General features: G+C 39.2%; 14 protein-coding genes. 9 read left to right on the top strand and 5 right to left on the bottom strand.

The features are described from left to right. Window positions 1-106: 106 nt before the first annotated feature. Complete coding sequence (gene infA, locus ABYD77_RS13750; RefSeq protein WP_010560183.1) at window positions 107-325, top strand: translation initiation factor IF-1; 219 nt, start codon at window positions 107-109, stop codon at window positions 323-325. A 63-nt stretch (window positions 326-388) separates the two neighbouring features. On the opposite strand, the gene clpA is transcribed toward infA, so the two are convergent. Together clpA and clpS are read right to left on the bottom strand one after the other, a co-directional pair. Continuing rightward, window positions 389-2,653: an ATP-dependent Clp protease ATP-binding subunit ClpA gene (gene clpA / locus ABYD77_RS13745; protein ID WP_372770697.1), complete on the bottom strand. Its 2,265-nt coding sequence runs from the start codon at window positions 2,651-2,653 to the stop codon at window positions 389-391. A gap of 23 nt (window positions 2,654-2,676) precedes the next feature. Beyond that, window positions 2,677-2,994 carry an ATP-dependent Clp protease adapter ClpS gene (clpS, locus tag ABYD77_RS13740; protein WP_372770696.1) on the bottom strand — a complete coding sequence of 106 codons (318 nt, stop codon included), beginning with the start codon at window positions 2,992-2,994 and terminating at the stop codon, window positions 2,677-2,679. A gap of 258 nt (window positions 2,995-3,252) precedes the next feature. Between clpS and cspD the strand changes: the two genes are divergently transcribed. The 8 genes from cspD (at window position 3,253) to ABYD77_RS13700 (ending at window position 11,650) form a co-directional block, all read left to right on the top strand. Next, entirely contained in the window at window positions 3,253-3,468 is a 216-nt protein-coding gene (gene cspD / locus ABYD77_RS13735) for a cold shock domain-containing protein CspD (protein WP_372770695.1), read from the top strand. Window positions 3,469-3,744: 276 nt separating this feature from the next. Then, entirely contained in the window at window positions 3,745-5,973 is a 2,229-nt protein-coding gene (locus ABYD77_RS13730) for an NADP-dependent isocitrate dehydrogenase (RefSeq protein ID WP_372770694.1), read from the top strand. 88 nt (window positions 5,974-6,061) lie between these two features. Then, a complete protein-coding gene (locus ABYD77_RS13725; protein WP_372770698.1) occupies window positions 6,062-6,733 on the top strand; it encodes an rRNA large subunit pseudouridine synthase E in 672 nt (223 codons plus the stop codon). Window positions 6,734-6,820: 87 nt separating this feature from the next. Further along, entirely contained in the window at window positions 6,821-7,921 is a 1,101-nt protein-coding gene (mnmA, locus tag ABYD77_RS13720) for a tRNA 2-thiouridine(34) synthase MnmA (protein WP_372770693.1), read from the top strand. Further along, window positions 7,921-8,520, top strand: coding sequence for a high frequency lysogenization protein HflD (gene hflD / locus ABYD77_RS13715; RefSeq protein WP_372770692.1), 600 nt, complete (start codon window positions 7,921-7,923; stop codon window positions 8,518-8,520). The genes mnmA and hflD overlap by 1 nt, the downstream gene beginning before the upstream one ends. 28 nt (window positions 8,521-8,548) lie before the next feature. Further along, window positions 8,549-9,919: an adenylosuccinate lyase gene (purB, locus tag ABYD77_RS13710; protein ID WP_372770691.1), complete on the top strand. Its 1,371-nt coding sequence runs from the start codon at window positions 8,549-8,551 to the stop codon at window positions 9,917-9,919. A 91-nt stretch (window positions 9,920-10,010) separates the two neighbouring features. Continuing rightward, a complete protein-coding gene (locus tag ABYD77_RS13705) occupies window positions 10,011-11,180 on the top strand; it encodes a JmjC domain-containing protein (protein ID WP_372770690.1) in 1,170 nt (389 codons plus the stop codon). Window positions 11,181-11,191: 11 nt separating this feature from the next. After that, window positions 11,192-11,650 carry a GNAT family N-acetyltransferase gene (locus ABYD77_RS13700; protein WP_372770689.1) on the top strand — a complete coding sequence of 153 codons (459 nt, stop codon included), beginning with the start codon at window positions 11,192-11,194 and terminating at the stop codon, window positions 11,648-11,650. Here the strand turns inward: ABYD77_RS13700 and ABYD77_RS13695 are convergent. The 3 genes from ABYD77_RS13695 to ABYD77_RS13685 all read right to left on the bottom strand — a co-directional run. After that, window positions 11,634-12,074 (bottom strand): DUF4826 family protein, encoded by a 441-nt coding sequence (locus ABYD77_RS13695; protein ID WP_372770688.1) that lies wholly within the window; start codon window positions 12,072-12,074, stop codon window positions 11,634-11,636. The two genes, ABYD77_RS13700 and ABYD77_RS13695, sit on opposite strands and share 17 nt — an antisense overlap. Before the next feature lie 68 nt (window positions 12,075-12,142). Next, window positions 12,143-12,673: a DUF924 family protein gene (locus ABYD77_RS13690; protein WP_372770687.1), complete on the bottom strand. Its 531-nt coding sequence runs from the start codon at window positions 12,671-12,673 to the stop codon at window positions 12,143-12,145. Window positions 12,674-12,752: 79 nt separating this feature from the next. After that, on the bottom strand, window positions 12,753-13,623 hold an 871-nt coding region (locus ABYD77_RS13685), incomplete at its 5' end, for an FtsX-like permease family protein (RefSeq protein WP_372770686.1).

Genomic DNA, 13,623 nt, shown 5'->3' with positions numbered 1-13,623 from the left:
TAGAAATTAAAAATTAAGGTGAAATGCTAATGATCACTTTACATATGCACTGGATTTCGGCAAAATCTGCAGCTTTAAAGAATACAACTGAGGTTATACGCTCAATATGGCGAAAGAAGACGTAATTGAAATGCAAGGCACGGTCCTTGACACACTCCCTAACACTATGTTCCGCGTTGAATTAGAAAACGGTCACGTGGTTGTTGCACACATTTCTGGTAAAATGCGCAAAAACTATATTCGTATTTTAACTGGCGACAAGGTTACGGTTGAGTTGACGCCATATGACCTTTCAAAAGGTCGCATTGTATTCCGTGCTCGCTAATTAATTTAGCAGTATCGAATATAAAAAAGCCCGCTAAATTAGCGGGCTTTTTTTGTTTAAAGATTAGGCTTCAACGCTTTCCTTTTCATAACTAAAAGTGAGCTGTTTATCTTTAATACTCACTTTTACGTTTCCACCATCGCACAACTGACCAAATAGAATTTCGTTAGCTAATGGTTTTTTCAATTTTTCTTGAATTAAACGTGCCATAGGGCGTGCGCCCATTGCTTTATCATACCCTTCTTTAGCAAGCCATTTACGTGCTGGCTCAGTTACTTCTATCGACACTGATTTGGCATCCAGTTGCGATTCAAGTTCAACAATAAACTTATCAACTACTTGCAAGATCACTTTTTCATCTAAATGATTAAACCAAATTGTATTATCTAAGCGGTTTCTAAATTCAGGGGTGAATGTTTTATTAATCTCGCTCATTGCGTCATGGCTATGATCTTGTTGCTTAAAGCCAATTGATTTACGAATGGTTTCTTGCACACCCGCATTAGTGGTCATTACCAGTACCACGTTTCTAAAATCAGCTTTACGACCGTTATTATCGGTTAGCGTACCATGATCCATCACTTGCAATAATACATTGTAAATATCAGGGTGCGCTTTCTCGATTTCATCTAATAACACCACGCAATGAGGTTGTTTAATCACTGCATCTGTTAATAACCCCCCTTGTTCATAGCCTACATAACCAGGAGGCGCACCAATTAAACGGCTAACCGCATGTTTTTCCATGTATTCAGACATATCAAAGCGAACTAATTCAACCCCTAAACACTTAGCTAATTGTTTCGTGATCTCTGTTTTACCAACCCCGGTAGGACCTGCAAACAGGAATGAACCAATTGGTTTATCATCACTTGATAAACCTGAACGTGAAAGGCGAATTGCTGCACTTAGCGCATCAATGGCATCATCTTGACCAAATACAACCATCTTCAGATTACGGTCAAGCAATTGCAGAACTTGTTTATCTGAATTAGATACATTTTGCTCAGGTATACGTGCAATCTTCGCAATGATATGTTCAATATCAGATACTGTAACTGTTTTCTTACGGCGTGATGCCGGTAATAAACGTTGGCTTGCACCTGCTTCATCAATCACATCAATTGCTTTATCAGGTAAGTGACGTTCATTTATATATTTTGCTGATAGCTCTGCCGCCGCTTTGAGTGCTGTTTGCGTATAACGAATACCATGGTGCTCTTCGTAACGTTCTTTCAAGCCCATTAGTATTTTGGTGGTGTCCGCAATTGACGGCTCAACAATATCAATTTTTTGGAAACGACGAACCAATGCTCTGTCTTTTTCAAAAATATTTTTAAATTCGTTGTACGTTGTCGAGCCCATACAACGAAGTTTGCCACTTGAAAGTAATGGTTTAATTAGGTTTGAGGCATCCATTACGCCACCAGAGGCTGCACCTGCGCCAATAATGGTATGAATTTCGTCAATAAACAAAATCGCGTTTTTGTGTTGTTGTAGCTGCTTTAACAATGATTTAAAACGTTTTTCAAAATCACCGCGGTATTTTGTACCAGCAAGTAAAGCACCCATATCCAATGAAAATACGGTTGCATCAGAAATCACTTCAGGCACTTGTTCATTTACAATTCTGTATGCAAGGCCTTCAGCAATCGCTGTTTTACCAACACCCGCTTCACCGACAAGCAGTGGATTATTCTTTTTACGACGACACAATACTTGAATCGTGCGTTCGATTTCACTATCACGCCCAATCAGAGGGTCAATTAATCCAAGTTCCGCTTGTGTATTTAAATTGGTAGTAAAGTTTTCAAGCTTAGACTTATCGTCAATCGCTTGTTCAGTACTACTTTCAATTTCTTGCTCTTCTTCAGCATGGTGATTTTCTTCGTCAATACGAGAAATTCCGTGAGATATGTAATTGACGATATCAAGACGAGTAATGTCGTTTTTTTTCAGTAAGTAAACAGCTTGACTCTCTTGCTCGCTAAAAATTGCTATAAGTACGTTAGCGCCATTTACTTCGCTCTTACCAGATGATTGCACATGAAAAACAGCACGTTGCAGTACTCGTTGAAAACCAAGTGTTGGTTGAGTTTCTCTATCCTCTTCAAATTCAGGGATTATTGGCGTTGTTTCGTCAATAAAATCTGACAACGCAATTTTTAGTGATTGTAGATCTGTACCACAACTTGATAACGCATCAATAGCTGACGGATTATCTAATAATGCTAACAGTAAGTGCTCCACAGTCATGAATTCATGTCTGCGACTACGCGCTTCTCTGAATGCGGAGTTTAAGGTAATTTCCAAGTCTTTATTAAGCATAATAAACTCCTCTCATAACTTCTTTATTCGGGCTCAAAACTACACAACAGTGGATGTTCATTATCACGCGCATATTGATTAACCTGCGCTACCTTCGTTTCAGCAACTTCGGCGCTGTAAATACCACACACGGCTTTACCATCGTAATGTACCTTCAACATGATTTCAGTCGCCCTGTCTGAATCCATGCTAAAAAAACGTGTTAGGACTTCAACAACAAAATCCATCGGCGTGTAGTCATCGTTATTTAGAATGACTTTATACTTGCGCGGCGGTTTAATGCTTTGTCGCTGCTTTTCCTTTTGGCTATCTACTAAATCTGAAAATTGTGTACCACTCATAATTTAATATAGTCATCTCTTGTAAACTCAAGCAACTTTGAGTCTTAAAAATTAAAAATTTCTTTAAATTGTTAAAAAACAATTAAAAAATACTTGACTGTTTGTTCATATAAACTACAGTCAATAGGTGATTATTTACTAAGCAATTTACGAACAACAGTTTGTGTAATCTGCAACACTGGTTCATTTTCGCCTTGGTAGATAATTTACCATGTAGAATAACATGATTTTAGTCAACTTATAGAAGGATGTTGAGGTATGGCTTGCGGAAAAGTCAAATGGTTCAATAACGCAAAAGGGTTTGGGTTTATCGTAGAAGAAGGTAGTACTGATGATATTTTTGCTCATTTTTCAACCATTCAAATGGATGGCTACAAAACACTTAAAGCCGGCCAAGATGTAACATTTGAGTTGCAACAAGGTCCTAAAGGCCTACACGCGACCAATATTGCGCCAACAGAAGGCGATGTTTAAGGGTTTTTCCTTAAACAAATTACAATAATAAAGAAGCGGATCGCCCGCTTTTTTTATGCTTGAAATTCAACCACCCCGTGTCAATTGAACATTTTGTGATTGCTAATTCTTTTTATTTAAACTAGCCCTGCTATACTATCGGCCAATTGTCAGCAATAAAAATAACGCTAGACTAAGTCAATTACATTCAATTTTTGTGATTTAGCAAAATCACACCCCTTTCAATGTAAGTATTGAACGCCGTGTTTAAATGGCATTTAAAAGTTAGGAATAATAATGACTAGTAAATCTAAGATAATTTATACAAAAACGGATGAAGCACCGGCATTAGCCACGTACTCGTTTTTACCAATTGTAAAAGCGTTTAGCGCTGTATCTAACGTGAACGTAGAAACACGTGATATCTCTTTAGCAGGTCGTGTAATCGCAAATTTCCCTGAGTATTTAACTGAAGAACAACGTATAGGTGATGCGCTTGCAGAATTAGGTGAGCTAGCAAAAACACCTGAAGCTAATATCATTAAACTCCCTAACATCAGTGCTTCTATTCCTCAGCTACAAGCTGTAATTAAAGAACTTCAAGCACAAGGTTACGCACTTCCAGAATACCCTGAAGAGCCTAAGAACGAAGAAGAAGCAAAAGTAAAAGCAACTTACGACAAAATTAAAGGTAGTGCTGTAAACCCAGTATTACGTGAAGGTAACTCTGACCGTCGTGCACCAGGTTCTGTTAAGAACTACGCAAAAAATAACCCACATTCAATGGGTGCATGGGCAAGCGATTCTAAATCACATGTAGCATCAATGACTGAAGGTGATTTCTTCGCATCAGAGCAATCAGTAACTGTTGACTCTGCTGATGATGTACGTATTGAATTCGTAAATGAAAACGGTGATGTTGAAGTATTAAAAGCATCAGTTCCATTACTTGCAGGCGAAATCATCGACAGCTCTGTAATGAATGTTGCAGCGTTAAATACCTATTTAGAGCGTGAAATCAACGCAGCAAAAGACGAAGACGTATTACTTTCATTACATATGAAAGCAACCATGATGAAGGTTTCAGATCCAATCATCTTCGGTCATGCTGTAAAAGTATTCTATAAAGATGTATTTGCAAAACACGCTTCGACATTTGAAAAGCTAGGTGTAGATGCAAACAACGGTATTGGTGATGTTTACGCTAAAATCGCACAATTAGATGAAGCAACACGCGCTGAAATTGAAGCTGATTTACAAGCTGTTTATGCAAACCGCCCTGCGCTTGCGATGGTTGATTCTGACCGTGGTATCACTAACTTACATGTTCCAAGCGACATCATCATCGATGCATCTATGCCTGCATGTATCCGTTCATCAGGCCAAATGTGGGGGCCAGATGGAAAACTAAAAGATACTAAGGCACTTATTCCTGACCGTTGTTACGCAAGTGTTTACCAAGCAACAATTGATTTCTGTAAAGAAAACGGTGCCTTTGATCCAACAACTATGGGTAGCGTACCAAACGTAGGCCTTATGGCTCAAAAAGCAGAAGAATACGGTTCACACGACAAGACATTTGAAATTAAAGCAAAAGGTCAGGTACGTGTAGTTAACCAAGCTGGCGATGCAGTAATGTCTCACGACGTTGACGCGGGCGATATCTTCCGTATGTGTCAGGTTAAAGACCTACCAATCCAAGACTGGGTTAAACTTGCTGTTAACCGTGCACGTGCTACCGGTACTCCAGCAGTATTTTGGTTAGACGAAAACCGTGCTCACGATGCACAGTTAATTAAGAAAGTTAACCAATATCTTCAAGACCATGATACAAACGGCCTTGATATCCGTATTCTTGCACCATTTGAAGCAACGCAATTCTCATTAGCACGCATCAAAGAAGGTCAAGATACAATTTCAGTAACAGGTAACGTACTACGTGATTACCTAACTGATTTATTCCCAATTCTTGAGCTTGGCACAAGTGCAAAAATGCTATCAATCGTTCCATTAATGAACGGTGGTGGTTTATTCGAAACTGGTGCCGGTGGTTCAGCACCTAAGCACGTTCAACAATTCGAAAAAGAAAACCACTTACGTTGGGATTCTCTAGGTGAGTTCTTAGCGCTTGCAGCATCTTACGAGCACTTAGCGGTAAATACTGGTAATGCTAAAGCACAAGTACTAGCAGATACACTTGACGCGGCAACAGCAAAATTCCTTCTTGAGAACAAATCACCTTCTCGTAAGGTAAATGAGCTTGATAACCGTGGTAGCCACTTCTATCTAACAATGTATTGGGCACAAGAACTAGCTGCACAAGACAAAGACGCTGAGCTTAAAGCGAAGTTTGCACCAATTGCTGAGCAATTAACTGCAAATGAAGCGGTAATTGTTAAAGAGCTTAACGATGCGCAAGGCGTTGCTGTAGATATTCAAGGTTACTTCCAACCGAATGAAGAACTTGCATACAAAGCAATGCGTCCAAGCGAGACATTCAACAATATCATTGCTCAAATTGCATAATATTTTAGAATGAATGAAAAAGGGCAGCATGTTGTTGCCCTTTTTTATTTGCTACAATTTTCATCAAGCGCTTTTTTCACTCATCACTATGACACGACTATCAAAACCAAAATCAGCTCACATTAATAGACAAACAAATAAACCTGCTAAAAAAAAGCCAGCAGCATTTAAACGCAAAGCATCTTATGAGCGCGAAGTTAAACCGCATCAAGGGCCAACTCATATCGTATTATTTAACAAGCCATTTGATGTACTCAGCCAATTCACTGATGAAGGTGAAAGGAAAACACTCGCTGATTTTATCAATATAAAAGATGTATATGCAGCAGGTCGCCTCGATAGAGACAGTGAAGGCCTTTTGTTACTGACCAACAACGGTAAGCTACAACATAAAATCGCTTCGCCAAAACATAAATCACCCAAAACTTACTGGGTGCAAGTAGAAGGTGATGTTTCAGAAGAAGCAATCAATGCGCTAGCGCAAGGTGTTGAACTAAAAGATGGTAAAACACTTCCGGCAAAAGTAAAACGCATGGATGAACCAAAGGTTTGGCCGCGCAAGCCACCCATTCGTGAGCGCAAATCAATTCCAACCACATGGTTAAGTATCACCATTACCGAAGGTAAAAACCGCCAAGTAAGACGTATGACAGCCCATGTTGGTTACCCTACTCTTCGCTTAATTCGCTATTCAATTGGTAGATATACCCTTGATGGTATTGAAAATGGTGAATTTAAACTTATAACAGAGAATAATTAAGCATTAGGCGTAGTCATTTTAGAACATGTTTTATTAAAACAGCTATGATATAATTCGCGCCTCAAATTTTCGGAGTAATTCAATACTATGAGTGACAACAGTAACATCAAAGTAATCGTTGGCATGTCTGGCGGTGTAGACTCTTCAGTTTCAGCTTATCTACTAAAGCAACAAGGCTATCAGGTTGAAGGCTTGTTTATGAAAAACTGGGAAGAAGATGATACTGATGAATATTGTGCGGCTGCACAAGATTTAAAAGACGCTCAAGCCGTGTGTGAAAAACTAGGTATTGAATTACACACCGTAAACTTTGCTGCAGAATACTGGGACAACGTATTTGAGTATTTTCTTGCTGAATATAAAGCAGGTCGTACGCCTAACCCAGATATCATGTGCAACAAAGAAATCAAATTTAAAGCATTTTTAGAGTTTGCTGCAGAAGCGCTCGGCGCTGACTATATTGCAACAGGTCACTACGTTCGCCGCGCTGAAAAAGACGGCAAAGCGACGTTAGTGCGCGGCCTTGATGACAATAAAGATCAAAGCTATTTTCTTTACACATTAAGCCACGAACATGTTGCACAAACTTTGTTCCCTGTTGGTGAAATCGAAAAACCAGAAGTTCGCCGCATTGCTGAAGAGCAAGGGCTAATTACGCACGATAAAAAAGACAGTACCGGCATCTGTTTTATTGGTGAGCGTAAATTTAAAGACTTCTTACAAAAATTCTTACCAGCTCAGCCGGGTACCATTGAAGATTGCGAAGGTAACAATGTAGGCGAACACGAAGGCTTAATGTACCACACGCTCGGTCAGCGCAAAGGCTTACTAATCGGTGGTATGAAAGAAGGTTCAGGTGAGCCTTGGTATGTTGTTGATAAAGACATCACACGTAATGTGCTTGTAGTTGGTCAAGGCAAAGATCACCCTCGCCTATATTCAAACGGTTTAATGGCAAATCAACTACACTGGGTTGACCGTGAAGGGCCAAAAGCTACACTTCGCTGTACAGTGAAAACCCGCTATCGCCAAACAGATATTCCATGTACCTTACTGGTAGGTGAAGACGGTGTAGCCCGTGTGTTATTTGATGAGCCACAAAAAGCGGTAACACCAGGCCAATCAGCCGTATTTTACCTAGAAGAGACCTGTTTAGGTGGCGGTATTATTGATTCGGTGATCCGCTAATGGATAAAAATCAGGTAATGGCACTGGCTGCTATGTGCCAAATCACCAAAGCGGTACAAAAAGTAGCGCAAACCGGTTCAATTACCGATTATGAAATGCAGCAACTACTTTCGGGTATTTTAGTTACCAATCCAGATGCACCGTCAGATGTATTTCGTGATATGGATTTACGCCAAGGTTATCAATTAGTTGTTGAACAACTCGACCCCGGCCAAAACAAAAGCATTGAATTAGTAAAATATGTAGGTGGGTTAATTCAATTAGAGCGCGCGTTAAATGCAAACCCCAAAGCGCTCAACGAATTGGCAACACGTATCAGCAGTATTGAGAATCGTCTTGCACATTTATCAATCTCAGATGATGCCATAATTGCTAGCCTTGCTGACATCTATGCAGATGTCATTAGCCCGCTTGGGCAACGTATTCAAGTATTTGGAAAACCTGCGCTGTTACAACAACAATCGGTGCAACATCGCATTCGTGCATTGTTACTTGCAGGTATTCGCGCCGCAGTATTATGGCGCCAAGTAGGTGGTAAACGCCGCCACTTCTTTTTTGGCAAAGGTAAAATTGTCAAAATTGCAAAACAGTATTGTTAATCTCTAGTACAAAAATTTAGGAGTGATTATGGAGCTTTCAGCGTTAACTGCTATTTCACCTGTTGATGGTCGTTACGGCAGCAAAACAACTGAGCTTAGAGAAATCTTTAGTGAGTATGGCCTAATTAAATACCGCGTAACTGTAGAAGTTCGTTGGTTACAAGCACTTGCTGCTGCAGAAGGTATTGATGAAGTACCATCACTAAGCGCTGAAGCAAATCAAATCTTAGATAACATCGTTGCAAACTTTAATGAAGAAGATGCAATGCGTGTTAAAGAGATTGAACGTACAACCAATCATGACGTTAAAGCTGTTGAATACCTACTTAAAGAAAAAGTAGCTGACAACGCTGAGCTAAATGCAATCAACGAATTCATTCACTTTGCATGTACTTCAGAAGACATCAACAACTTATCGCACGGCCTAATGTTAAAAGAAGCACGTGAAAACGTACTTTTACCTTACTGCGATAAACTACTTGATGCAGTACATTCACTTGCAAAAGCATACCAAACAATCCCGATGATGTGTCGTACCCACGGTCAACCAGCTTCACCTTCGACTATGGGTAAAGAGATGGCTAACGTGTACATGCGCCTTAAGCGTCAGCGCGACCAAATCGCAAATGTAGAATTACTAGGTAAGATCAATGGTGCAGTTGGTAACTACAACGCACACATTAGCGCTTACCCAAACTACGACTGGCATGCACATGCAGAAAAGTTTGTAACAAGCCTAGGTCTTGAGTGGAATGCGTTCACAACACAAATCGAGCCACACGATTATATCGCTGAGCTTTACGATGCGATTGCACGTTTCAACACTATCTTAATTGATTTTGACCGTGACGTATGGGGTTACATTGCACTTAACCACTTCAAGCAAAAAACAATTGCAGGTGAAATCGGTTCATCAACAATGCCTCACAAAGTTAACCCAATTGACTTTGAAAACTCTGAAGGTAACTTAGGTATTGCTAACGCTATTTTTGCGCACCTTGCACAAAAACTACCAGTATCTCGCTGGCAGCGTGACCTTACTGATTCAACGGTTTTACGTAACTTAGGTGTAGGCATGGGCTATGCGTTAATCGCATACCAAGCAACACTAAAAGGTATTAGCAAACTAGAAGTAAACCAAGATAAGCTATTAGCTGAGCTTGATCAAAACTGGGAACTTTTAGCTGAGCCGATTCAAACGGTAATGCGTAAATACGGTATCGAAAAGCCATATGAAAAATTAAAAGAGTTAACACGTGGTAAGCGTGTTAATAAAGAAATTATGGCGGATTTCATCGATAACCTTGAATTACCAGAAGCGGTAAAAGAAGAATTAAAACAACTTACGCCTGCTAATTACATTGGACGTGCAGTTGAATTTATCGACGACATCAAATAAACGTTATTTAAAAAACGTTTTTACTTGAATAAAAAGCGGAAGGTATTTTAAATATCTTTCGCTTTTTTAATACTAATTTTTAGAGACAGTTATGTATCAGCTCAGCTTTAATATCAAAACGCCAGATGGAATAATTACACTCTCACAGCAAGAGTTTATCAATCATTATTGGCAAAAAAAACCAGCATTAATTAAGTCAGGTTTTGCTGATTTTGCTGATCCAATAAGTCCTGATGAACTTGCCGGCCTTGCCATGGAAGAATGCATAGAGTCGCGCCTAATTACCAATCACAACAATGAATGGCAAGCGTATCATGGTCCATTTGAGGACTTTGAGTTACTAACACCCAATAACAGTACCCTGCTTGTTCAAGCGGTAGATCACTGGCATCCAGATGCAGCTCAGTTAATCGAACCTTTTCGTTTTATCCCAAACTGGCGTATTGATGATTTGATGATCAGCTTTTCAACGCCAAGCGGTGGTGTTGGCCCGCATTTAGATCAGTACGATGTTTTTATAATACAAGGCCAAGGCAAACGTCATTGGCGTGTTGGCGAATCAACACAAACAGTTAATGAAGTCATTCCATGTAAAGATTTGCTGCAAATCGATGGATTCGAAGCATGTATTGATGAAATACTTGAACCTGGCGATATTTTATATATTCCACCAGGCTGCCCACATGAAGGCTATGCAGTAGAAAATGCAATGAACTACTCTGTTGGTTTTAGAGCACCTAATCAACGCGAACTGTTGTCATCATTTTCAGACTATTTAATCGATAATGATTCGGGTAATAAACGTTATAGCGATCCAACGATACAACTTCGAAGCAATCCTGGTGAATTTTTTCAAAGCGAAGTTAATGACGTTAAGACACAAATGATAAATGCGCTTAATAACGAAAACGACTTTAATTTGTGGCTTTTGCAAAGTCTCAGTGAAGCTAAACACGACTTAGATTTAGCGCCAGTTGAAGATGAATTTGATGAAGATTACGTTCGCGAATTACTAAGCCAAGATATTGAAATCCATCGTTTAGGTGGCCTTCGTTGCTTTTATTTATCAACAGAAGATGCGGTATTATTTGCGGTGAACGGTAACGTATTAACCCTGCCAAATAACTGCTTATCGTGGGTAAAAACACTTTGTGAGAACGTGACTATGACATCCGATCAGATAAAAAGTTCCACAAGTTGTTCACACTTTATACAAAACTTTACTAATCTTTTAAATGAGGGCTATTGGTATTTTGATTAGTTGAGGCATTGATGAGCTTTACATTTAAGCAAGTGACGTGGCGCGAAAAACGCAAAGAATTAAAGCAAGTTAGGGAAAAAGTATTTGTTTATGAATACCATATACCTATTGATGTTGAATTTGATAAATGCGATTTAAACTGTCAGCATTTGCTTGGTATTGATCATCAAGGCAATAGTATTGCTACCGCTCGCATAAACAACCTAGGTGAAATTGGCCGAGTGGCAGTACTTCAAGCGTATCGTACCAATGAGTTTTACAATTTGATGTTTCAGCAGATTGCGCTTTGTGCAAAGCAACTGGGTGCAGAAGAACTGTCGTTTAATTGTAATCTGATAGAAAAAGATAAATTTACACAGTGTGGCTATTCAGCCCGTGGCAATGTGTTTATGGAAGCAGGTATTGCGCGACAACGTTTGGTATGCCCATTGTCGCGCTTTGATCCCAAACCGTTTACGCTGGTACACTAGCCCAAAGTTTGTCGTTGTTGTAAAGATCATACAAACCATGCGCACGGTTCACGAGAAGATTAGCAAAATCAACTTGTGCTTTTTCTCGTACACCTGCATTCATAATTTCTTCTGCTTTCATTTGCCATTGGAATGAAAAATAACGTAATGCATCACGTGCGTTGGTTGCAGCAGTTACTTCAACATGATCCGTTGGTAAATTACCTGAAATTACCCAATAGGTTTTACCCTGCTGGCTTTTAATTTTCCAAATTGCACACATAGGTGCAAGATAACGACTTTCTTTATCTAAAATCGCTTTTGGAAGAATGCCTTTTTCTGCTAAGTGTTTATTTGCACGATCAAGTGTTTCACGTGTCCATTGATTACGCGCTGCTTCAATTTCAGCTTGAGTTGGTTGTGGTTTTTGTTCTTGGTTTTCCATAATACATCTTTAGAAAATTTCAATTGTCTCACTCTACTGATTCAACAACGGCAAAGCAAGCAGTAACGTTAAAAAGATGAATTGGGTTGTGTCAGAAATGTTAATTCTTGTTCAGTAGACACTCGACCAAGAATTTCATTGCGATGCGGATAGCGACCAAACTGATCAATGATCTTTTTATGGGCTATTTCAAAATCTAAGTTAGGATGTTCAGCATAGAGTGAGAGTGCAACTTCATGAATTTTAATACTTTCACTGTGCATAAAAGGTAAATATAGAAAACCGACCTCCGTTTGTGTGAGCTGCTTATCAAAGCCTTTTTCAATAGCATGCTGAGCTAACACAAGGGCTATCGCGTCTTGACTAAATGCACTTGGGGTATTGCGATAAATATTTCGAGAAAATTGATCAAGTACAATTATTTCACAAAGCGCACCTTTTGCATTGATTCGCCAGTCGCTAAGTTCACCTTTACTTGCTGCAATCAATGTTGCTTCAAATTGATTGCGGATGGTTTCATCAAGTGTTGGATTGACACGAAACCAATCTTCACTTTTCAGTTGTTTAAACCAAAAATCATACACTTGTTGCCACTGCATATCGCCACCTCATTTATTTCTTTATTAAAGCAATAGATGTAACACAAAAAGGACATTGTTTACACTAATGAGATTAAAGCTAATGACCTAAAATCTTAGCAGGATCCGTTTTACTCGCTTTAACAGCAGGATAAATACAAGCAACCACAGCCATGGTAAAAGTAATTACTGTAGTAATAGCCAAATCTTTAAGGTTAATTTCACTCGGTAAATAATCAATAAAATACACTCCAGAGAGTACATTTTTACCCAATAATTCACTTAAAAATAAATAGATATCACTAATGGTTAATGATAACAAAACACCAAAAGCCAGCCCTAACGCTAAACCTATCGCAGCTTGATGCACACCTTGCAGTAAAAAGCAGCGGATAATTGTGCTATCAGTAGCGCCCATGGTTTTTAATATCGCAATACTGTACTGCTTTTCTTTCACTTCCATAATCAACGTGGACACAATATTAAAACTTGCCACCGCTACAATTAAAAATACAGTGATATACACTATAAGCCGTACCATTTGAATATCTTGGTATAGGTTACCTTGTGAGCGATACCAAGTTTCAATATATACCAATTCATCGAGTGATTGCCCAATAGACAAAGCGCTTTGCCTTGCAGAAAACACATCCGCTACTTTAACTTGTAGGCCATCAAATTCAGTATTTGAAAAACGCTTTAATTGCTGCGCTTTTCCTAAAGTAATTTGGCCATAATTCATATCTAATTGACCGCCTAAATTAATCGTACCCACTAGAGTTAAATTGATACGATTAATACTGGCGAGCGATTGTGTACCTGGCTCTGGTAATAGCACAGTTACAGTGTCACCTAGGGATAGTTCTAGTTTTTCAGCCAAGGCTTTACCTAATACAACGTCTCCATCGGCTAAATTAATACTGGATTTTGGCGTAATGTATTCAGCACTTTTGGACACTGTTTGCTCAAGT

The organism is Pseudoalteromonas sp. (assembly GCF_041629635.1).
GTDB lineage: Bacteria > Pseudomonadota > Gammaproteobacteria > Enterobacterales > Alteromonadaceae > Pseudoalteromonas.
This window is presented reverse-complemented; position numbering and strand designations above follow the sequence as displayed.